The organism is Mycobacterium lacus, from assembly GCF_010731535.1.
GTDB classification, from domain to species: Bacteria; Actinomycetota; Actinomycetes; order Mycobacteriales; family Mycobacteriaceae; genus Mycobacterium; species Mycobacterium lacus.
The window spans coordinates 1894166-1914526 of sequence record NZ_AP022581.1; the positions used below are offsets into that span (position 1 = coordinate 1894166).

The window sequence follows — 20361 nt, forward strand, 5'->3', positions numbered from 1 at the left end:
ACCGCGTCGTCGTGCCGAGCGCTAGTCGTACACGGCCAGGCATGTGCGGAGGGCAGGCACAGATGGGTGAAGTTCGTGTTGTCGGCATTCGCGTCGAGCAGCCGCAGAACCAGCCGGTGCTGTTACTGCGCGAGGCGAACGGTGACCGGTATCTGCCGATCTGGATCGGTCAGTCGGAGGCGGCCGCCATCGCGCTGGAGCAGCAAGGCGTTGAGCCACCCCGTCCGCTCACGCATGACCTGATCAGGGATCTCATTGCCGCACTTGGTCATTCGCTCAAAGAGGTGCGCATCGTGGATCTACAGGAAGGCACTTTCTACGCTGATCTGATCTTCGACCGCGATATCAAGGTGTCGGCTAGGCCGTCGGACTCGGTGGCGATCGCACTGCGGGTCGGCGTTCCGATCTACGTCGAGGAGGCGGTACTCGCCCAGGCGGGCCTACTGATTCCCGACGAGAGCGACGAGGAACCCAACACCGCTGTTCGCGAGGACGAGGTGGAGAAGTTCAAGGAGTTCCTCGACAGCGTGTCGCCCGACGATTTCAAGGCCACCTAGCGAGCCGACGATGCGCGCCGTGCAACGGCGGGCTGTGGGGGTGCCCCGGGTGCGGGGGAGGCGGCGGGCCACCAACGTCACGGATGAGTCTCATCTCACAAACTGCGATGTCGACACGCCTGCCGGATATCGCCCAAGTACGCCGGCGAAGGCCATACTTTGAAGACGACTTGATGATCAACGGGGAGCACCGCGACCGCTCGACAGCGTATGCTCTCTAGCACTCGGGGCCTGAACAAACGTGGCTGTGGGGGGCAGCCATCGACGCAGCTATTGACAAGAGCGCGATCGGCGAGAGGAAGCACCGTGAGCGACCAGCCACGTCAAGACCAGCTGGACCTTGCCGACCCCGCGGACACCGCGAGCGGGGGTGACAGCGCCGCCAATGGCCTCACCGCAACGAGCGCACCGGTGCAACCCGGGCTGTTTCCCGACGATTCCGTGCCCGACGAGCTGGTTGGCTACCGCGGGCCGAGCGCCTGCCAGATCGCCGGCATCACTTACCGGCAGCTGGATTACTGGGCACGGACCTCGTTGGTAGTCCCGTCGATCCGCAGCGCGGCCGGCTCCGGCAGTCAGCGGCTCTACTCATTCAAGGACATCTTGGTTCTCAAGATTGTCAAAAGGCTGCTCGACACCGGTATCTCGCTGCACAACATCCGGGTCGCGGTCGACCATCTGCGCCAGCGCGGCGTCCAGGATCTGGCCAACATCACCTTGTTCTCCGACGGCACCACGGTGTACGAGTGCACGTCGGCCGAAGAAGTGGTCGACCTCCTGCAAGGCGGCCAAGGTGTGTTCGGCATCGCTGTTTCCGGCGCGATGCGTGAGTTGACCGGCGTCATCGCCGACTTCCGCGGCGAGCGCGCCGACGGCGGTGAGTCGATCGCCGCCCCCGAAGACGAGCTGGCATCCCGGCGAAAACACCGCGACCGCAAGATCGGCTAGCGGAGAATTCCCACCGCGAGCAGACAGAGAATCGCACGCGGCGGGTGCCTGGGGTGCGATTCTGTGTCTGCTCGGCAGTAGACTGGGAGACGCATCGCACTCGTGCGGGAGAGTTCTGTGGCCGCCAGCTACAGACGCCGAAGGAGCAACACCTCTCCGTCAACCTCTCAGGCACCCGGACCGCGCGGAATAACGATGCCTCTGGAAAGCGGTGGCGGCCCCGAGCGGTCCTCACCCGCCGATGGGGAAAGGCGACACCCACCTCCCGGTGCACGCGTCGCTGAATCTCTCAGGCGCCTGGCGAACGGGTGAAGACAGAGGGAGAGGGCCGCTAGTCCCTTTTCTTTGTGATACCCACGTCAGGAGTTTCGCCAGTGACCGACCATTCAGCATTCGCAGAGCGGCACATCGGCCCGGACAGCCAGGAAGTCGCGGCCATGCTTGCCGTGATCGGTGTCGATTCCCTCGACGACCTGGCGGCCAAAGCGGTCCCGTCGGGCATCCTCGACACGCTCACCGACGCCGGCGTCGCGCCGGGCCTGGACCGGCTGCCGCCGGCCGCCAGTGAGGCGGAGGCGCTGACCGAGCTGCGGGCGCTGGCCGACAGCAACACCGTCGCCGTGTCGATGATCGGACAGGGCTACTACGACACGCTCACACCCCCGGTGTTGCTGCGCAACATCATGGAAAACCCGGCGTGGTACACCGCCTACACGCCGTATCAGCCTGAGATCAGTCAGGGCCGGTTAGAAGCGCTGCTGAATTTCCAGACCATGGTCACCGACCTCACCGGCTTCGAGATCGCCAACGCGTCGATGCTCGACGAGGGCACCGCGGCCGCGGAGGCCATGACCTTGATGCACCGGGCTGTCTCGAATCCTAAGGGCCCAGCCAACCGGCTGGCCGTCGACGTCGACCTGTTCACCCAGACCGCCGCCGTGCTGGCCACCCGCGCCAAGCCGCTCGGCATCGAAATCGTGACCGCCGACCTGCGCGACGGAATGCCAGACGGTGAGTTCTTCGGCGTCATCGCCCAGCTGCCGGGTGCCAGCGGGCGCATCACCGACTGGACGGCTCTGGTGCGACAGGCCCACGACCGCGGCGCACTGGTGGGGATCGGCGCCGACCTGTTGGCGCTGACGCTGATCACGCCGCCCGGCGAGATTGGCGCCGACGTCGCGTTTGGAACCACTCAAAGGTTCGGCGTCCCAATGGGGTTCGGCGGGCCGCACGCTGGTTACCTCGCGGTGCACACCAGGCATGCCCGTCAGCTGCCCGGCCGGCTGGTCGGCGTGTCGGTCGACAGCGACGGCACGCCGGCCTTTCGGCTGGCGTTGCAGACCCGCGAGCAGCACATCCGCCGCGACAAGGCGACCAGCAACATCTGCACCGCACAGGTGCTGTTGGCGGTGATGGCCGCGATGTACGCCAGTTATCACGGCGCCGATGGGCTGAAGAGCATCGCGCGCCGGACGCATGCCCACGCCGAGGCCATCGCCGGCGCCCTGGGCGACGCGTTAGTGCACGACCAGTTCTTCGATACGGTGCTGGCACGGGTGCCGGGGCGCGCCGACGAGGTGCTGGCCGCGGCCAAGGCCAACGGGGTCAACTTGTGGCGCGTCGACGCCGACCACGTGTCGGTGGCTTGTGATGAAGCCACCACCGACGCCCATGTGGCCGTAGTTCTGGACGCGTTCGGTCTATCGGCTACCAACCCGGCGCGTGTCGATATCGAAACGCGCACATCGGAGTTCCTCACCCACCCCGCGTTCACCCAATACCACACCGAAACCGCGATGATGCGCTACCTGCGCGCGCTGGCGGACAAGGATATCGCCTTGGACCGCAGCATGATTCCGCTTGGCTCGTGCACGATGAAACTCAACGCCGCCGCCGAGATGGAGGCGATCACCTGGCCGGAATTCGGGCGTCAGCATCCGTTCGCCCCGGCTTCCGACACTCCGGGGTTGCGTCGGCTCATCGCCGACCTGGAGAGCTGGCTAGTGGCGATCACCGGCTACGACGCGGTCTCGCTGCAACCCAACGCGGGCTCGCAGGGCGAGTACGCCGGCCTGTTGGCGATCCATGAGTACCACGCCAGCCGGGGGGAACCGCACCGCGACATCTGCCTGATCCCGTCCAGCGCGCACGGCACCAACGCCGCGTCTGCCGCGTTGGCCGGTATGCGGGTAGTCGTGGTGGGCTGCCACGATAACGGCGACGTCGACCTCGACGATCTGCGTGCCAAGGTCAGCGAACACGCCGGCCGGCTTTCGGCCCTGATGATCACCTACCCGTCCACGCACGGTGTGTACGAGCACGACATCGCCGACATCTGCGCCGCCGTGCACGACGCCGGCGGTCAGGTGTACGTCGACGGCGCCAACCTCAACGCGCTGGTCGGCTTGGCCCGGCCGGGCAAGTTCGGCGGCGACGTCAGCCATCTGAACCTGCACAAGACATTCTGTATCCCGCACGGCGGCGGCGGCCCGGGAGTTGGGCCCGTCGCGGTGCGCTCGCATTTGGCCCCGTTCCTGCCGGGTCACCCGTTCGCCCCCGAGTTGCCTCATGGGAACCCGGTGTCGTCGGCGCCGTACGGGTCGGCGTCGATTCTGCCGATCACCTGGGCCTACCTCAGGATGATGGGCGCCGACGGTCTGCGGGCGGCGTCGCTGGCCGCGATCGCGTCGGCCAACTACATCGCCCGCCGCCTCGACGAGTACTTCCCGGTGCTCTACACCGGCGAGAACGGCATGGTGGCCCACGAATGCATCCTCGATCTGCGTGGCATCACCAAGTCGACCGGTATCACCGTCGACGATGTCGCAAAACGATTGGCGGACTACGGCTTTCACGCGCCAACGATGAGCTTCCCGGTGGCCGGCACACTTATGGTGGAGCCGACCGAGAGCGAGAGCCTCGCCGAGGTGGACGCGTTCTGCGAGGCCATGATCGGCATTCGCGCCGAGATCGACAAAGTAGGGGCCGGAATCTGGACCGTCGACGACAACCCGCTGCGCGGCGCACCGCACACAGCCGAGTGCCTGCTGGTGTCCGACTGGAACCATCCGTACACCCGCGAGGAAGCCGCCTACCCGTTGGGCACGGCATTTCGGCCCAAGGTCTGGCCGCCCGTGCGTCGCATCGACGGCGCCTACGGCGACCGCAATCTGGTGTGCTCGTGCCCGCCGGTGGAGGCATATGCCTGAGCCGGCCCGAGCCGTCAGCCAAATCGCTCGATGATCGCCGCGGCAATCCGGTCCGGCGCATCCTCCTGGATGAAATGCTTGGCGGTCGGCAGCTCGACGAGGACATGGTCGGGAAACGTTTCGCGCATCCGCGGGATTGACGGGCCGGGTCGGAACGCCATGTCCTTCATGCCCCAGACCAGCAGGACGGGTTTGGCACCCAGCTTGGCCGGCACTTCCCGGGCGAGCCGTGCGAGCAACGGATGGGCAGCCAGGATCTGCTTGGGCATCTCGGCGACGCCCAGCCGGGCCGCGGCGTTGGGCTGCACACCCCGGTAGTGCGCCATCACCGCGGCGCTGGGCCGGCGCTCGGTTCCCGCGGGGATCAGCCGCTCAACGAAGAAGTTGCGCTGCAGGATCGCGTACTGCATCGGCGGGCTGGACATCACCCTGCTGAAGAGCTTCGTCGTCAGCGTGTCCGCCGGCCAGAACCAGGTGTTGCCCAACACGATGCCGCGTATCCGATCGGCTCGCTCCACCGCCACCGCCATGCCGATCGGCCCGCCCCAGTCCTGGCCCATCGTCAGGTAGCCGTCGAGGGCCAGGTGATCGACGAACTCGCCGATCACCCGCGCGTGCTCGTCGATCTTGTAGCCGAATCCCGGGGGTCGCTCCGAAAGCCCGAAACCGAGGTAATCCGGCGCGATACAGCGGAAGCGGTCCCGCAGCGCCACGATGATGTCCCGATACAGGAAGCTCCACGTCGGGTTGCCGTGGCACAGCAGGATCGGCGGGCCGTCTCCCTCGTCGATGTAGTGGACACGGCCGCGCGAGCTGTCGAACCAGCGCGACTCGAACGGATACAGCTGAGGATCCGGGGTGAACTCCACGCCCACGATGGTATGCCCCGAGCGCCCCGGCGGCTCAGCTCAAGAATGTGTTGACGGCCGTGGCGAGGTCGGGGGAGGCCGACGTCGCGAGGTTCTGGTAACTGCCGCCGCTGAGCCGGGCGACCGCCTCCCAGGTGGCCCGGTCCGGGTCAGCGCCGAAGTCGATGACGTTGACCGCGACCGGTTTGGCCGGGTCCTGGCTGGTGCGGATGAAATCCTGCAGCCCCGGCCCATCGAGCGTTTGGTCCGTGTGCGGCCCACCGGTGATCACCAACACCGAATTAGCTTGGCCGGCACGGAAATTGGCCAGCATGTCCTGGTAGATGATGCGCAGCGTGGTGAACGACACCGCCCCGCCACCGGATGAATACTGCTTGTCCAGGGCACCCAGCAGGGCGGCCGAGCGAGGCTGGCCGTTCACCGGGTCGGCCAGCGGCCCGGTCGACACCTCCGAACGGCCCTCGCGGCCGTCGAACGTCCACAACCCGACGACCGAGCTGGGCGGCAGCGCTTTGATCCGGTTGTCGAGCGCCGCGACCACGTTGGCCAGCCGGGTCTTCCCGCCCTCGTCGGTGGGCATCGACTGGTCGAGCATGATGGTCGCGGCCACTCCGGCCGACGGCGTGGCCACGGTGTCGGCCAGGGTGGCGCGCATTCCGTCGTCACCCACCGACAGGGTGGACGCCAGCGCCGGGAAGCTGGTGACGGGGCTGCTCGGAGGCTTAACGCCGGTGACCCGGAAGCCGGCTTTGGCCAGCTTCGCGAGTTGCTCGGGTTTGTGCATGAAGCGCGAGAACGCGCTGGCCGCCGTGGTTTGCTCTTGCGACAGCCACGAACCGCTCAGCAGCACCGTCGGGTAGTCGGCGAGCGCGACCGGCCCGGGCGGCAGCCAGAAACCCAACTTGTCCTTGGCATCCGACATCGACTGGCCGCGCCGGAACAGCTGCTGTTCGGTGGTGATCACGGCGTGCACCGGCGCCGGCGCCACGTCACCGGGCTTGAGCAGCGCGTTCATCGCCTCGGTGAGCGAGTCGTCGGCGAGCTTGGGCTGCCCGCTCATCAGGGTGCGCACCGCGCCGACGCCGGCCGTCGGCGGCTCACCTGCGGGTACGGACGCGGCCGCTAAGGCTTCGCCGGCCAAAAACGCGGCGTCGCCGTTGCCGGTGATCGGCAGCGCCAGCCGCAGCGAACCCCAGTTCGGCAGGTTCAGGGCGGCCAGCGCGTTGGGGTCGGATTGCAGGCCGGGCAGTGCCGCCCAGTTTTGGTTGGCCAGGGCCTGCCGGAGTTCGGGCCGGATCGCAAGCAGCACCGGCGATGTCACCAGCGAGCGGCTGTCGCTGATGATTTTCTGGCCTGCGGCTCCGGAGAGCCGTGCCGCGGAGATCGAGCTGGCCGGGATCCACAATCCGGGCTGGCCGCCCAATTCGGGGGGCCACGTGCCGATGAAACCATTGATCACGGCGTCGGATCCGGCCGGTTTGACCGCCACCGCAACGCAGCGGTCACCGACGGGGCCGGCCGACGCGTTGTAGCTGTCGGCGAGCTCTTTCACGCTGTCGGCGATCGATGGGTCGGCGATGACGGCGACGGTGTCCGTGTCTCCCACGCAGCGGGCGGCAGCCGTGTGCGAGCGGTGGGACAACGCGTCCCCGAAGAAGCGCCACAGGATCACCCCCGCGACGACCACCACGACCGCGACGAGGGCCACGATCACACCCGCGCTGACCCCCCGTCGCCCGCCCGCGCTGCGATGGCCGCCCCGCCAATCACCGAGCCCTCGATGGCTGGCCTGGAACAGCGGCGGCGGGGCGGTAGCTTGCTCCGAGGGCGTCGACGCAGTCTCCGGCCGGGGCGGAAAGTCGGGGTACTCGTCGTCGCCGGCACCGGCAGCGGGGTAAGGCTCCTCGTCGGAGAAGTAGCCGTAGGTGCCCGGGGAGTCCGAAGGCGCGGGCTCAAACGGCTCGTGGGGGGAGTCCTCGGGATCGGGTTTGCTATGCCGACCCATACCGATGCCAATGTCTGCTGTGTCGACCTGTGAGCAATTCGAAGGCGAAATCACTCACCGGCGCGAGCCTTGAATTCACGACGACGGCGATGCAGGATCGGCTCGGTGTAGCCGTTGGGTTGCTGGCCCCCGGACAAGATCAGCTCCTGCGCGGCTAGGAACGCGACACTGTCGTCGAAGTTGGGCGCCATCGGGCGATAGGCCGCGTCGCCGGCGTTTTGCTGATCGACCAGCGGTGCCATCCGTTCCAGGCTGGCTCGCACGTCCTCGCTGGTGATCACGCCGTGGCGCAGCCAGTTGGCCAGCAGCTGGCTGGAGATCCGCAGGGTGGCGCGGTCCTCCATGAGCGCCACGTTGTGAATGTCGGGCACCTTCGAGCAGCCGACGCCCTGCTCGACCCAGCGCACGACGTAGCCGAGGATGGACTGACAGTTGTTGTCGACCTCCTCGCGGATCTCCTCGGGAGCCCAGGCCAGTTCCTCGGAGAGCGGAATGGTCAGCAGCTGTTCGACCGTGGCGCGCCGTTGTCCGGTCAACTCCTTTTGCACCGCGCCCACGTCGACCTGGTGGTAATGCATCGCATGCAGGGTGGCCGCGGTGGGCGAGGGCACCCACGCCGTGGTGGCGCCGGCGCGGGGCTGGGCGATCTTCTGCTCGACCATGTCGGCCATCAGCTCGGTCATGGTCCACATGCCTTTGCCGATCTGGGCGCGACCGGTGAAACCGGCGGCCAGGCCGGCATCGACGTTGTTGTCCTCGTAGGCCAGGATCCACGGCTGGCTCTTCATGCTGCCCTTGCGCACCATCGGGCCGGCCTCCATCGAGGTGTGGATCTCGTCGCCGGTGCGGTCCAGAAATCCGGTGTTGATGAAAACCACGCGGTCCGCGGCGGCCTTGATGCACGACCGCAGGTTGAGGGTGGTGCGCCGCTCCTCGTCCATGATGCCGACCTTCATGGTGCCCTGCGGCAACCCCAGCACGTCTTCGACGCGGCTGAACAGCTCACACGTGAACGCCACCTCGGCCGGGCCATGCATCTTTGGCTTGACGATGTAGATGGAACCGGTGCGGCTGTTCACCAGCGGCCCATTGGCCTCGCCTGCCCGCAGCCCGTGAATGGCGATCAGGCCGGTGAATAGAGCATCCATGATGCCCTCGAACACCTCGTTGCCCTCGGCGTCGACGATGGCGTCGTTGGTCATCAGATGGCCGACGTTGCGGACGAACATCAGGCTGCGTCCGGGCAGCGTGAACTGGCCGCCGTCGGGTGCGGTGTAGTTCCGGTCCCTGTTGAGCACCCGGAGGAACGCGGAGCCGTCCTTGTCCACCGCGGCCGCCAGGTCGCCCTTGTTCAGGCCGAGCCAGTTCCGATAACCCAGCACCTTGTCCGCCGCGTCGACAGCGGCCACCGAGTCCTCGAAGTCCATGATCGTGGTGATCGCCGATTCCAGGATCACGTCCTTGACGCCGGCGCGGTCGGTGGAGCCGACCTGCGACTGCGGATCGATCACGATCTCGATGTGCAAACCGTGATGGATCAGCAGCACCGACGCCGGCGACTCGGCTGCGCCGGTGTAGCCGGCGAATTGGCCGGGGTCGGCCAGGCCGGTGGACCCGTCCGGCAGGGCAACCACCAGCCGGCCGTCCTGCACCGTGAACCCGGTGGCATCGGCGTAGGAGCCCGACGACAGCGGTACGCTGTCGTCGAGGAACTTCCGTGCGTAGGCGATCACCTTGCCGCCGCGAACTTCGTTGTAGGTCAAGCCCTTTTCGGCGCCGTCGCTTTCCGGGATGACGTCGGTGCCGTACAGGGCGTCGTACAGCGAACCCCAGCGGGCGTTGGCGGCGTTCAGCGCGAACCGCGCGTTGAGCACCGGCACGACCAGCTGCGGGCCCGCCGTGGTGGTGATCTCGTCGTCGACCCCCGACGTGGTGATGGTGAAGTCGTCCGGTTCGGGCAGCAGATAGCCGATCTCGGTGAGGAACTGACGGTATGCGTCCATGTCGATCGGCTCGATCACCCGATGCCGATGCCACTTGTCGATCTGGGCCTGCAGCTCGTCGCGGATGTTCAGCAGCGCCTGGTTCTGCGGGGTGAGGTCGGTGACCACTTTGTCGACGCCCGCCCAGAAGCTGTCCGGGTCGATATCGGTGCCAGGCAGGGCCTCGTTGTTCACGAAGTCGTAGAGCACCCGGGCGACGCGCAAGTTGCCCGCCGACACACGATCCGTCATTACTTCCTCCCTTACTGGCAATTAGCTCAGACTACCGGCCGACGGCATCACTTCCGCATCCGGCGGCCCGCAAGGCCAGGTCACAATAGGCCAACAACGCTGCCCGCCGCGGTGTAGCGCCCAGCGCGAACGTGCGCTGGCAACGCAGGCGTATTGTTCGACAGCGATCGCCAAGTTGCGGTGGCCCGTGAGATCATACGGGCCGGGCGTCCAGCCTACTACGTCCCGTCGGACCCGTTCTGGCCGAACAGCGACCCACCCGTACCGCCGGTACCGCCGGGTCCACCGGAGTCACCCGGCCCGCCGTCACCGCCGTCGCCGATCAACCGGGCATTGCCGCCGTCACCGCCGGCGCCAGGGACGCCGGCGGCGCTGACACCGGCGGCCCCGCCGTCCCCGCCATCGCCGATCAGCCCGGCGGCGCCGCCGTTGCCCCCGGTCCCGCCGGCGGCCGCAGTGCTGGACCCGCCGGACCCACCGGCCCCGCCATTGCCGAACCACTGGCCTCCGTTGCCGCCGTGGCCGGCTTTTCCGCCGGCGGCGGCAATTCCGGCGCCGCCGATGCCGCCAGCTCCGCCGTTGCCGATCAGCCCGACGGCGTGGCCACCGTTACCGCCGGTTCCACCGAACCCCACGGTTGTCACAGAGTTGCCGCCGTCGCCACCATTGCCGATCAGTGTCCCGCCGTTGCCGCCGGTGCCCGCGATGCTCTCGAAACCGGCCCCGCCGCCGGTGCCGCCGTCGCCGACCAGCCCGGCGTTGCCACCGTCACCGCCCACCCCGAGAATCGCGGCGCCGCCGTCACCACCGTTGCCATACAGCCATCCACCAGTGCCGCCCTTGCCGCCAGCACCGCCGACGGCGAAAATGGCTCCTGAGAACCCGCCGCTACCACCGTGGCCAACCAGCCGAGCGTCCCCGCCGGCCCCTGCACTGGCCCCACCCGCAAAGTCGGCACCGCCGTCACCACCGTTGCCGTACAACAGCCCGCCGGTGCCGCCGGCTCCACCGACCCCGCCGACGCCGAGCAAGCCGGCTCCGCCGGCCCCTCCGGCCCCGCCATGGCCGAACAACCCGACAGCGGTCCCACCGGCTCCGCCGGCTCCGCCATCCGCCCCGGTGCCGAGCCCGCCGATCCCACCGGCACCACCGTTGCCCAACAGCCAACCGCCGGCCCCACCGGCACCACCGGCAAAGCCGGTCGTCCCCGGCCCGCCGGTGCCGCCGTTACCGCCATTACCGATCAACCCCGCATCCCCGCCGGGACCGCCCGGCTGGCCTGGCAAACCATTGCCGCCGTTGCCGCCGTTGCCGAACAACAACCCGCCGGCGCCACCCGGCTGCCCGGGCGCCCCATCGGCGCCATCGCCAATCAGCGGGCGTCCCAGCAACGCCTGCGTGGGCGCGTTCACCACGTCAAGCGGATCCCCGAGCAGTGACCCGGGCGTGCCGTTGGCCCCATCGGGCCCACCGAAATTGCCGGGCCCGCCGGTCCCACCGTCGCCGATCAACCGAGCATTGCCGCCGTTGCCGCCGGCGCCCGCGATGCTGGCCGCGCTGACACCGGCGGCCCCGCCGTCCCCGCCGTTGCCGATCAGCCCAGCGGTGCCGCCGTTACCGCCGGTGCCGCCGGCCGCTGCATCGCTGGACCCGCCGGACCCACCGCCCCCGCCGCTGCCGAACCACTGGCCACCGTTGCCGCCGTTACCACCATTTCCGCCAGCAACGCCGGTGCCGGTCGCTCCGATGCCTCCCGCCCCGCCGTTGCCGATCAGCCCGACGGCGTGGCCGCCGTGACCACCGGCCCCGCTCACGAGGTTGAAGCGAGCTATGGCGTTGCCACCATTGCCACCATCGCCGATCAGCGTCCCGCCGGTGCCGCCATCGCCAGCGACGCTGTTTTGCCCGGCCCAGCCGCCGTTACCGCCGTTGCCGAACAGCCCGGCGTTGCCGCCATCGCCGGCCGTGCCCGTGACGGCGGCGCCACCGCCGTCACCGCCGTTGCCGACCAGCCACCCGCCGTTGCCGCCCTTACCGCCGGCGCCACCGCCGGCGCCGATGCCGCCTTGGAATCCGCCGTGACCGCCATGGCCGATCAGCCGAGCATCGCCTCCGGGCCCGCCGCTGGCCCCACCCAACCAGGCGGCGCCGCCGTCACCGCCATTGCCGTACACCAGCCCGCCGACGCCGCCGGCCCCGCCGGCCCCACCGACACTTGTCAAGCCGACCCCGCCGGCCCCGCCGGCCCCACCATGGCCGAACAACCCGACAGCGGCGCCCCCGGCCCCACCGGCCCCACCGGGCTGGCCCGCCAAACCATTACCCCCATTACCGCCGTTGCCGAACAACAACCCGCCAGCCCCACCAGGCTGCCCCGGCGCCCCATTGGCACCATCGCCGATCAGCGGACGCCCCAACAACGCCTGCGTGGGCGCGTTGACCACGTTGAGCGCGGCCTGTAGCGGCGACACGTTGGCCGCCTCGGCGGCCGCATACGACCCCGCACCGGCGGTCATCGCCTGCACAAACTGGGCATGAAACACCGCCGCCTGCGCGCTCAACCTCTGATACGCCTGGGCATGCCCGCTAAAGCAGGCCGCAACGGCCGCCGACACCTCGTCACCCCCGGCGGCCAGCAGCCCCGTCGTCGGGGCCGCCGCCGCCGCATTAGCCGCACTGATCGCCGACCCGATACCGGCAAGATCCGATGCCGCCGCCGCCACCATGTCGGGCACCGCCACCACAAACGACACCACGGCCTCCTCACGCCACTCTGCAAAAGACCAGCCGACCACTCATAGCGTATGCGTCAGGGGATCACTAATTCCCGGCGTTTCGGATCTTCTCGTCCCGTTCCTGGATGACGGGACCCGTCACCGTCATCAGTCTCCGTGTGGCCCGTCGCGCATGGTGCCGACCAGATCCTCCACCAGGTCCTCGAGGGCCACCATCCCGACCACGCCGCCGTCGTCGCCGGTTACCAGTGCCAGATGGCTGTTGCTGCGACGCATCCGCGACAGGGCATCGGCCAGCGGCAGCGATGCGGGAAGCTGCGGCAGCGGGCGAACCAGCGCCCGATCGATCACGCTGTGTGGATCGCCGTCCAGCGTCAACAGGTCCTTGATGTGCAGGTATCCGACGAACTTGTCACCCAGCCCGACCACCGGGAACCGTGAGTAACCGGTCCGGGCCAGGGCCTGTTCGACGCTGCCGATCGTCGGGCCGCAGCCCGCCGCGGCGACCGGCACCGACCGAATCTTGTCCAGCGGCACCGCGACGTCGGCGACCACCCGGGTGCGAACCTGCAGCGCGCGGGTCAGTCGGGTGTGCTCCTCACGATCCAGCAATCCCTCGGATACCGATTCGGCGATCATCTCGGACAGTTCGACCGTGGAGACCGTCATGTCGAGCTCGTCCTTGGGCTCCACCCGCAGCGCCCGCAGGATCGCGTTGGCGCAGGTGTTGTAGAAGGCGATGAACGGGCGCGCCGGTCGCACGTAGAGCAGATAGGGCGGGATCAGCAGCATCGCCGTCCGTTCCGGGCCCGCCAGGGCGATGTTTTTCGGCACCATCTCGCCGAGCAGCACGTGCAGCGTCACCACGATCGCCAGGGCGACCGCGAACGACAGCGTGTGCAGCACCGCCGGAGGTATGCCGGCCCACCCGAACGATGCCTGCAGCAGGTCGGCGGCCGCGGGCTCGCCGATGCGGCCGAGCAGGATCGAGGACACCGTGACACCCAGCTGCGCGCCCGCCAGCATCGCCGGGAGCTGCTCGCCGGCCCGGATGACGGTGACCGCGCTCGCCTTGCCCTGCTCGGCTAACGCCTGCAGGCGGTCGCGGCGCGCCGAGATCAGCGAGAATTCCGCGGCGACGAAGAACGCGTTGACGCCGATCAGCAGGATCGCCAACACCACTGCCAGCAGGTCGTTCATCCGCGGATCCCTCCCGGGTCGGAATCGCTGCCCGATTCACCAGGAGGGCCCAGTTCGGTCAGCTCGAGCAGGTCGATCCGCCGACCGTCCATCTGCAGCACCGTTGCCCGCCAGTGCACCGAGCGGTCCGACAGCCCGTCGAGGTCCAATGCGGTCAGCTCAACCGTTTCGCCGGCCGCCGGGATGTGGCCGAGCTCCCGAAGCACCAAACCGCCGATCGTCTCGTAGGGCCCCTCGGGGGCTCGATAACCGGTTGCGGCCGCAACCTCGTCGATGCGTAGCAGGCCCGATACCCGCCATCCGCTGCCGGCCGCCACCACGTGCGGCGTGGCGTCGTCGTGTTCGTCGCGCACGTCGCCCACGATCTCTTCGATCAGGTCCTCGATGGTGACCATGCCCGCGGTCCCGCCGTATTCGTCGACAACCATCGCGGTCTGCAGGGGATTGGCGCGGATCTGCGCCATCACCGCGTCGCCGTCCAGCGTCGACGGCACCACCGGGACCCGCTTTGCGATCGTGGTCAACCGCGTGCGCGCGCGATCGGCGGGCGGAATCGCGAACGCCTGCTTGACGTGCACGATGCCGACGGTCTCATCCAGGTCACCGTCGACGACAGGGAAGCGGGAGAACCCCGACGTGGCGACGGCCGCAACCAGGTCGGTGATGGTGTCGTCGGTCTGCAGCGCCACGATCTTGGACCGCGGCGTCATCAGCTCCTCCGCCGTCAGGGCGCCGAACTGTAGCGATCGGCGCATCAGCGACGCGGTGGCGTCGTCCAGCGTGCCGCGGCGCGCGGAGCTGCGCACCAGTGACACCAGCTCTTGCGGTGTGCGGGCCGACCGCAGCTCCTCGGCGGGCTCGATGCCCAATTGCCGCAGGATCAAGTTCGCCGTTCCGTTAGTCATTCGGATCGCCGGCGTGAGCAGCGCCGAAAACACCCACTGTGGCAGTACGACGGCGCGGGCGGTCGGCAGCGGACGCGCCACGGCGAGGTACTTGGGGACCAGCTCGCCGAACACCATCGACACTGATGTCACGGTCGCCAGCGCCAGGAACGTGATGAGGCCGTCGGCCGCCCGATCGGGTAGTCCGATCCCGGTCAGCGCCGGATGCGGAAACTTGGCCACCAGCGGCTCGGTCAGGTAACCCGTCGCCAGCGTGGTGATCGAGATGCCCAACTGCGCACCCGAGAGCTGGAAGGACAGCCTACGGTGGGCGAGCCGGATGACGCGGTCTCGGCCGTTACCGGCCCGGGCGTTGGCCTCGACGGCGGAGCGATCCAGCGCGGTGAGCGAGAATTCGGCGGCGACGAAGACCGCGGTGCCGATGGTCAGCGCGACGATGGCCAGCGTGCTGACGATCGTGACGGTGAGGTTCATGGGCGACCCGGCCGCCGCTCACCAGCCGGTGGGCAGGGGATGGCCTTCGGCGAACCCGGCCGCTGATTGCACACCGACCACGGCCCGTTCATGCAGCTCCGCGAGGTTCGTGGCACCGACATAGGTGCAGGTGCTGCGCACGCCGGAGGTGATGTGGTCGAGCAGGTCCTCGACACCGCCCCGGTCGGGGTCCAGCCCCATCCGTGACGTCGAGATGCCTTCCTCGAACAGCGCCTTGCGGGCGCGATCGAACGGGCTGTCCGTGGTGGTCCGGGCGACCACCGCGCGCTTGGATGCCATACCGTAGCTCTCCTTGTACGGCTGGTCGTCGCGGTCACGCAGCAGATCACCGGGGGACTCGTAGGTACCTGCGAACCACGACCCGATCATCACGTTCGACGCACCGGCAGCCAGCGCCAGAGCCACGTCGCGCGGATGGCGGATTCCGCCGTCCGCCCACACGTGGCCACCGAGCTGCCTTGCGGCAGAGGCACATTCGAGCACGGCAGAGAATTGCGGGCGGCCAACACCGGTCATCATCCGGGTGGTGCACATCGCGCCCGGCCCGACCCCGACTTTGACGATCGTGGCCCCGGCTTCGAGGAGATCGCGAGTTCCCTCCGCCGACACCACATTCCCCGCCGCCAGCGGCAGACCCAAGCCCAGGGACGAGACCGCTTTGATCGCCTCCAGCGTCTTGACCTGGTGGCCGTGCGCGGTGTCGATGACCAGCAGGTCGACGCCCGCCTCGGCGAGGGCCCGGGCCTTGGCGGCCACGTCTCCGGTAATGCCGACGGCCGCGCCGACCCGCAGCCGGCCGGCGGTGTCGGTGGCCGGAGTGTAGATGCCGGCGCGGATTGCCCCGGTGCGGGTGAGCACCCCCGCCAACGTGCCGTCGGCCGTGGTCAGCACCGCGACGGCTATGGGGGCGTGCTCGAGCAGGTCGAAGATCTTGCGCGGCTCGGTACCCACCGGCGCGGTCACGAAGTCCGTCACGGCGACATCGCGCACCCGGGTGAAGCGATCCACCCCCGCGCAGGACGCTTCGCTGACCAATCCGATCGGACGGCCCTCGAAGACCACCACCGCGACGCCATGCGCCCTCTTATGGATCAGCGCGGTCGCGTCGGACACCGAATCGTCGGGCTCGAGCATCACCGGGGTGTCGAGCACCAGGTCACGGCTCTTGACAAACTCCACCGTGTGCTGCACCGCCGGGATGGGCAGGTCCTGCGGCAGGATCACGAGCCCGCCGCGGCGCGCCACCGTCTCGGCCATCCGCCGCCCGGCCACCGCGGTCATATTGGCAACCACCACCGGAATGGTGGTGCCGGAGCCGTCGGCGGTGGACAGATCGACATCGAACCGCGACGCCACCTCGGAGCGGTTCGGCACGATGAAGACGTCGTTGTAGGTCAGGTCGTATCCGGGTCGGTGCCCGTCCAGAAACTTCATTTCGTCCTGCTCACCAATCTAGTCAGGCCGGTGGTCAGGCCGACACCTCGGCGCGGTCCCCACTCCACAGCGTATGGAACTTGCCCGGCGCGTCGATCCGCCCGTATGTGTGCGCACCGAAGAAGTCGCGCTGGGCCTGGGTGAGCGCCGCGGGCAAACGCTCGGTGCGCAGTCCGTCGTAGTACGACAACGCCGAGGAGAAGCCGGGAGTGGGGATACCGAGCTGGGCCGCGGCGGACACCACACGCCGCCAGCTGTCGATGGCCGATTCGATTGCGCCCCGGAAGTACGGCGCGACGATCAGGCTGGCCAGGTCGGGATCGGCGTCGAAGGCTTCCTTGATGCGGTCGAGGAACTTCGCCCGGATAATGCAGCCGCCGCGCCAGATGGTTGCCAGGTCGCCCGGTGCGATGCCCCAGCCGAATTCGGCGCTGCCGGCCTGGATGTGATTGAAACCCTGCGCGTAGGCCACGATCTTGGAGGCATACAAGGCCTGGCGGACGTCTTCGGTGAAAGTCTCACTGTCCGTGGGCTTTTCGCGCAGTCGGCCGGAAGCCAGGCCGCTGACGGCCTTGCGTTGTGCTACCGAGCCGGACAGCGCGCGGGCGAACACCGCCTCGGCGATTCCGGTTACGGGCACACCCAGGTCCAGGGCGGACTTGACCGTCCAGCGGCCGGTGCCCTTCTGCTCGGCCTCGTCGAGGATGACGTCGACCAGGGGTTTGCCGGTCTTTGTGTCTTTGTGGCGCAGCACTTCGGCGGTGATCTCGACCAGATAGCTGTCCAGGTCGCCGTTGTTCCACTCGGTGAACACCTCGGCGATCTGCGGTGCGCTCATGCCCAGCCCGTCGCGCAACAGCTGGTAGGCCTCGCCGATGAGCTGCATGTCGGAGTACTCGATCCCGTTGTGCACCATCTTGACGAAGTGCCCGGAGCCGTCGGGGCCGATGTGCGTGCAGCATGGCACGCCGTCGACATGCGCGGAGATCTCCTCGAGCAGCGGTCCTAGCGACCTGTACGACTCGGCGGGCCCGCCCGGCATGATCGACGGTCCGTTCAGCGCGCCCTCTTCACCGCCGGAGATCCCGGCGCCGACGAAGTGCAGGCCGCGCTCGCGCATCGCCTGCTCGCGGCGCATCGTGTCGGTGAACAGCGCGTTGCCGCCGTCGATGATGATGTCGCCCGGTTCCATGGCGTCGGCGAGCTCGTTGATGACGGCGTCGGTGGCCTCGCCGGCCTTGACCATGATCAACACCCGACGCGGGGGCTGCAGGGCGGCAAGGAATTCGGGGATCGTCTCGCTGCGCACGAAGTTTCCCTCGGATCCGTGCTCCTTGAGCAGCGCATCGGTCTTGGCGATCGACCGGTTGTGCAGCGCCACCGTGTAGCCATGCCGGGCGAAATTCCGGGCGATGTTCGAGCCCATCACGGCCAGGCCGGTAACGCCGATCTGGGCGGTCGCAGTCTTGGAATCCGACGGACTCATCTCTTCGCCTCTCAGGTTGGAGAACCATTTCCGGCGCCACGTCGGGCGCCCTTTCGAAAGCCGATCCGACAACACTGTGACACAGCGGACCCGTGGTGCTCCAAGGTGTTTGGCTCGCGCTACACGTTCAACAGCCGTCGCAGCTCCGTGAGCCACGGTAGGGCCAGCGCGATCGTGGGTACCACCAGTACCGCCGCGGCGCCAAGGTATGCGGCCGCCGCCAGCACCGGGCTGTTGCCGCGCCCGGACAGCCGGCGCACCCGCAGCACCGTGCTGGGACCGCCCGCGGCCAGCGCGCCGGACGGTGCCCGCCCGGCCGCGCAGGCAACCAGCGCCCGGGCCAGGGGAGTGCGCCCAGTCGCGCGAACGGCGGCGTCGTCGGCCAGCAGCTCGACGAGGAGCTGCACCGCCCCCAACGCGCTGGCGCTGCGGACCAGCCGCGGAAAGGCGGCGTGCACCGCGGTGAACGCCTCCAGAACGAGGTCATGGCGGGCGCGCAGATGAGCCCGCTCGTGGGTGAGGATGGCGGCGACCTCGGCGTCGGTGAGGGCGGTCAGCGTGCCCTCGCTGACGACGACCCGGCTGCGCACGCCGGGCAGGCAGTAGGCCAGCGGCTGCGGGACGTCCAGGACACGAAGAGCGCGCGTGCGCGCGCAGGACCGGGCCCGGGCCGCATCGTGCGCACTGAATCGGTCCCCGACCAGATCGACCACCATGCGGTGGTGGGCCCGCCGCCGTCGGGTCGCGATGGCCCCACGCAACACCGAGACCACCAGGCGGGCACCCACCAGCACGGTCAGCGCGAAGACGGCGACATAAGCCGCCCAGAGCGGCCAGCCGAGCCGGTCGATCGAGCCGAGGACGCTGGCGGTGGGCCTGCCGTCGGGGCCGGGCATGAGCAGCCGGCTGGCGATCGCGATGCCCGCGCTGAACGTCGAAAGGACGGCTGCCACGGCGATGGCCTGCCACAACACCATGGCGGCTCGCGGGGCGCGCAACGGCCACGTCGCTCGGGCCAACAAGGCCGGTGTCGGGCCGACCAGCAGCACCGCGAGGATGGTGAAGGCCAGCGCGGACACGCTGCCAGTCTCCCTCAGTCCTCCGCCGCAGCGCCAGCCGATGGCGAATTGCGTTGGTTTGCCTCCAATTCGGCGAGTGCGCACCGAAGCGCGTCCGCCTCGTCGGGATTCACTCGCTCGACGAAGTGCACCAGTGCGGCCCGTCTGCCGCCGGAGTCCTCCGCCTGGGCCAGCGCGTCGACCATGAGCCCGGCAACCAGTTCGTCGCGCCCATGCACGGGCGCGTAGCGGTGGGCCCGGTCGTCGCGAATCTGAGAGACCAGATTCTTCTTGGCCAACCGTTGCAGCACGGTCATGACTGTGGTGTAGGCAAGGTCGCGCCGCGCCGACAACGCTTCGTGCACCTGGCGAACGGTTTGGGGTTCCGGCGTGGACCACAGGTGATCCATCACGGCGCGTTCCAGATCTCCCAGCCGCGTCAACTTGGCCATGGTTCCATCAGCTCCATCAGCTCCATCGGCTCCCTCGGCAGTGAAACCAGCGTACTCCGGCTTACTACCGGGCGTCGTACCCAAACTGTGCCGACGGCTTCACCTCTTGTGAGGATCGTCACGCCAGCCCGGCCTTGAGGGTTGCAAAATTAGGGCAGCCTTGCCTACGCTAGGTGGCGTCGAGCGACAACGACCGCGGCAGAGTCCTGAGGGCTGCAGCGACCCCCGGTCCACTCGATCGGCGAGCCCCGTGCCCCGGTGTACGGGGCTCGCCCGTTTTGGGGGATGGTGTAGACACAAGGGCGTGCAACCGCCGGACACGGTCATCCCGCCGAATTCCTCGGGGCCGTTCGAGGCCGAGTTGGGTCTGCAGGTCACCGAGCTCAGCCCCGATGGCGCCCGCGCGCAGCTCGAGGTCACGCCCAAACTGTTGCAGCCGATGGGCCTCGTGCACGGCGGTGTCTACTGCTCGATGATCGAGAGCATGGCCAGCATGGCCGCCTTCAGCTGGCTCGCCACGCGCGGTGGCGGGAATGTGGTCGGCGTCAACAACAACACGGACTTCCTGCGTTCGATCAGCTCGGGGATGGTGTACGGCGTCGCCGAGCCGATCCACCGCGGTCGGCGCCAGCAGCTGTGGGTGGTCACGATCACCGACGCGAACGCCCGGGTGGTGGCCCGCGGTCAGGTGCGCCTGCAAAACCTCGAAACACCGCCCGGCGACGGCTGAGCCTGGCCAGCCGCCAGCGCCCACAAGTGCTGAAGTCACCAACA

Annotated in this window: 14 protein-coding genes and 2 riboswitches; of the genes, 4 read left to right on the top strand and 10 right to left on the bottom strand. The window is 68.6% G+C overall.

Going from position 1 to position 20361, the window contains the following annotated elements:
• Positions 1 to 62: 62 nt before the first annotated feature.
• The 3 genes from G6N24_RS08670 to gcvP all read left to right on the top strand — a co-directional run bounded on the left by G6N24_RS08670 (position 63) and on the right by gcvP (position 4714).
• Positions 63 to 557 carry a bifunctional nuclease family protein gene (locus tag G6N24_RS08670; protein WP_085158740.1) on the top strand — a complete coding sequence of 165 codons (495 nt, stop codon included), beginning with the start codon at positions 63 to 65 and terminating at the stop codon, positions 555 to 557.
• Between the two features lie 306 nt (positions 558 to 863).
• On the top strand, positions 864 to 1505 hold the full coding sequence (locus G6N24_RS08675; protein ID WP_085158743.1) for a MerR family transcriptional regulator: 642 nt from the start codon (positions 864 to 866) through the stop codon (positions 1503 to 1505).
• A gap of 95 nt (positions 1506 to 1600) precedes the next feature.
• Positions 1601 to 1698: riboswitch (glycine riboswitch) on the top strand.
• Positions 1699 to 1833: riboswitch (glycine riboswitch) on the top strand.
• Positions 1834 to 1879: 46 nt separating this feature from the next.
• Positions 1880 to 4714 (top strand): aminomethyl-transferring glycine dehydrogenase, encoded by a 2835-nt coding sequence (gcvP, locus tag G6N24_RS08680; RefSeq protein ID WP_085158745.1) that lies wholly within the window; start codon positions 1880 to 1882, stop codon positions 4712 to 4714.
• 14 nt (positions 4715 to 4728) lie between these two features.
• Here the strand turns inward: gcvP and G6N24_RS08685 are convergent, their stop codons facing one another.
• The 10 genes from G6N24_RS08685 to G6N24_RS08730 form a co-directional block, all read right to left on the bottom strand.
• Entirely contained in the window at positions 4729 to 5589 is an 861-nt protein-coding gene (locus G6N24_RS08685; RefSeq protein ID WP_085158747.1) for a haloalkane dehalogenase, read from the bottom strand.
• Positions 5590 to 5617: 28 nt separating this feature from the next.
• Complete coding sequence (locus G6N24_RS08690) at positions 5618 to 7588, bottom strand: substrate-binding domain-containing protein (RefSeq protein WP_085158749.1); 1971 nt, start codon at positions 7586 to 7588, stop codon at positions 5618 to 5620.
• Between the two features lie 50 nt (positions 7589 to 7638).
• A complete protein-coding gene (locus G6N24_RS08695) occupies positions 7639 to 9822 on the bottom strand; it encodes a malate synthase G (protein ID WP_085158751.1) in 2184 nt (727 codons plus the stop codon).
• A gap of 218 nt (positions 9823 to 10040) precedes the next feature.
• Complete coding sequence (locus tag G6N24_RS08700; protein ID WP_163745464.1) at positions 10041 to 12575, bottom strand: PE family protein; 2535 nt, start codon at positions 12573 to 12575, stop codon at positions 10041 to 10043.
• A 129-nt stretch (positions 12576 to 12704) separates the two neighbouring features.
• Entirely contained in the window at positions 12705 to 13757 is a 1053-nt protein-coding gene (locus G6N24_RS08705) for a hemolysin family protein (RefSeq protein ID WP_085162196.1), read from the bottom strand.
• Complete coding sequence (locus G6N24_RS08710) at positions 13754 to 15136, bottom strand: hemolysin family protein (RefSeq protein WP_085162197.1); 1383 nt, start codon at positions 15134 to 15136, stop codon at positions 13754 to 13756. Before G6N24_RS08710 ends, G6N24_RS08705 begins: the two co-directional genes overlap by 4 nt.
• A gap of 18 nt (positions 15137 to 15154) precedes the next feature.
• Positions 15155 to 16591: a GuaB1 family IMP dehydrogenase-related protein gene (locus G6N24_RS08715; protein ID WP_085162198.1), complete on the bottom strand. Its 1437-nt coding sequence runs from the start codon at positions 16589 to 16591 to the stop codon at positions 15155 to 15157.
• 34 nt (positions 16592 to 16625) lie between these two features.
• Positions 16626 to 18077, bottom strand: a complete 1452-nt coding sequence (gndA, locus tag G6N24_RS08720; RefSeq protein ID WP_085162199.1) for an NADP-dependent phosphogluconate dehydrogenase — start codon at positions 18075 to 18077, stop codon at positions 16626 to 16628.
• A 119-nt stretch (positions 18078 to 18196) separates the two neighbouring features.
• Entirely contained in the window at positions 18197 to 19156 is a 960-nt protein-coding gene (locus G6N24_RS08725; protein ID WP_085162200.1) for a M56 family metallopeptidase, read from the bottom strand.
• Between the two features lie 14 nt (positions 19157 to 19170).
• Positions 19171 to 19587: a BlaI/MecI/CopY family transcriptional regulator gene (locus G6N24_RS08730; protein ID WP_085162201.1), complete on the bottom strand. Its 417-nt coding sequence runs from the start codon at positions 19585 to 19587 to the stop codon at positions 19171 to 19173.
• A gap of 304 nt (positions 19588 to 19891) precedes the next feature.
• On the opposite strand from G6N24_RS08730, the gene G6N24_RS08735 reads away from it, so the two are divergent.
• A complete protein-coding gene (locus G6N24_RS08735) occupies positions 19892 to 20317 on the top strand; it encodes a PaaI family thioesterase (RefSeq protein WP_085162202.1) in 426 nt (141 codons plus the stop codon).
• Positions 20318 to 20361 lie beyond the last annotated feature (44 nt).

What these genes read in the sequence shown, in the direction of transcription:
- G6N24_RS08670 (WP_085158740.1), top strand. Translation starts at nt 63, where the DNA reads ATGGGTGAAGTTCGTGTTGTCGGCATTCGCGTCGAGCAGCCGCAGAAC.
- G6N24_RS08690 (WP_085158749.1), bottom strand. Translation starts at nt 7,588, where the DNA reads ATGGGTCGGCATAGCAAACCCGATCCCGAGGACTCCCCCCACGAGCCG.
- G6N24_RS08695 (WP_085158751.1), bottom strand. Translation starts at nt 9,822, where the DNA reads ATGACGGATCGTGTGTCGGCGGGCAACTTGCGCGTCGCCCGGGTGCTC.
- G6N24_RS08705 (WP_085162196.1), bottom strand. Translation starts at nt 13,757, where the DNA reads ATGAACGACCTGCTGGCAGTGGTGTTGGCGATCCTGCTGATCGGCGTC.
- G6N24_RS08710 (WP_085162197.1), bottom strand. Translation starts at nt 15,136, where the DNA reads ATGAACCTCACCGTCACGATCGTCAGCACGCTGGCCATCGTCGCGCTG.
- G6N24_RS08715 (WP_085162198.1), bottom strand. Translation starts at nt 16,591, where the DNA reads ATGAAGTTTCTGGACGGGCACCGACCCGGATACGACCTGACCTACAAC.
- gndA (WP_085162199.1), bottom strand. Translation starts at nt 18,077, where the DNA reads ATGAGTCCGTCGGATTCCAAGACTGCGACCGCCCAGATCGGCGTTACC.
- G6N24_RS08730 (WP_085162201.1), bottom strand. Translation starts at nt 19,587, where the DNA reads ATGGCCAAGTTGACGCGGCTGGGAGATCTGGAACGCGCCGTGATGGAT.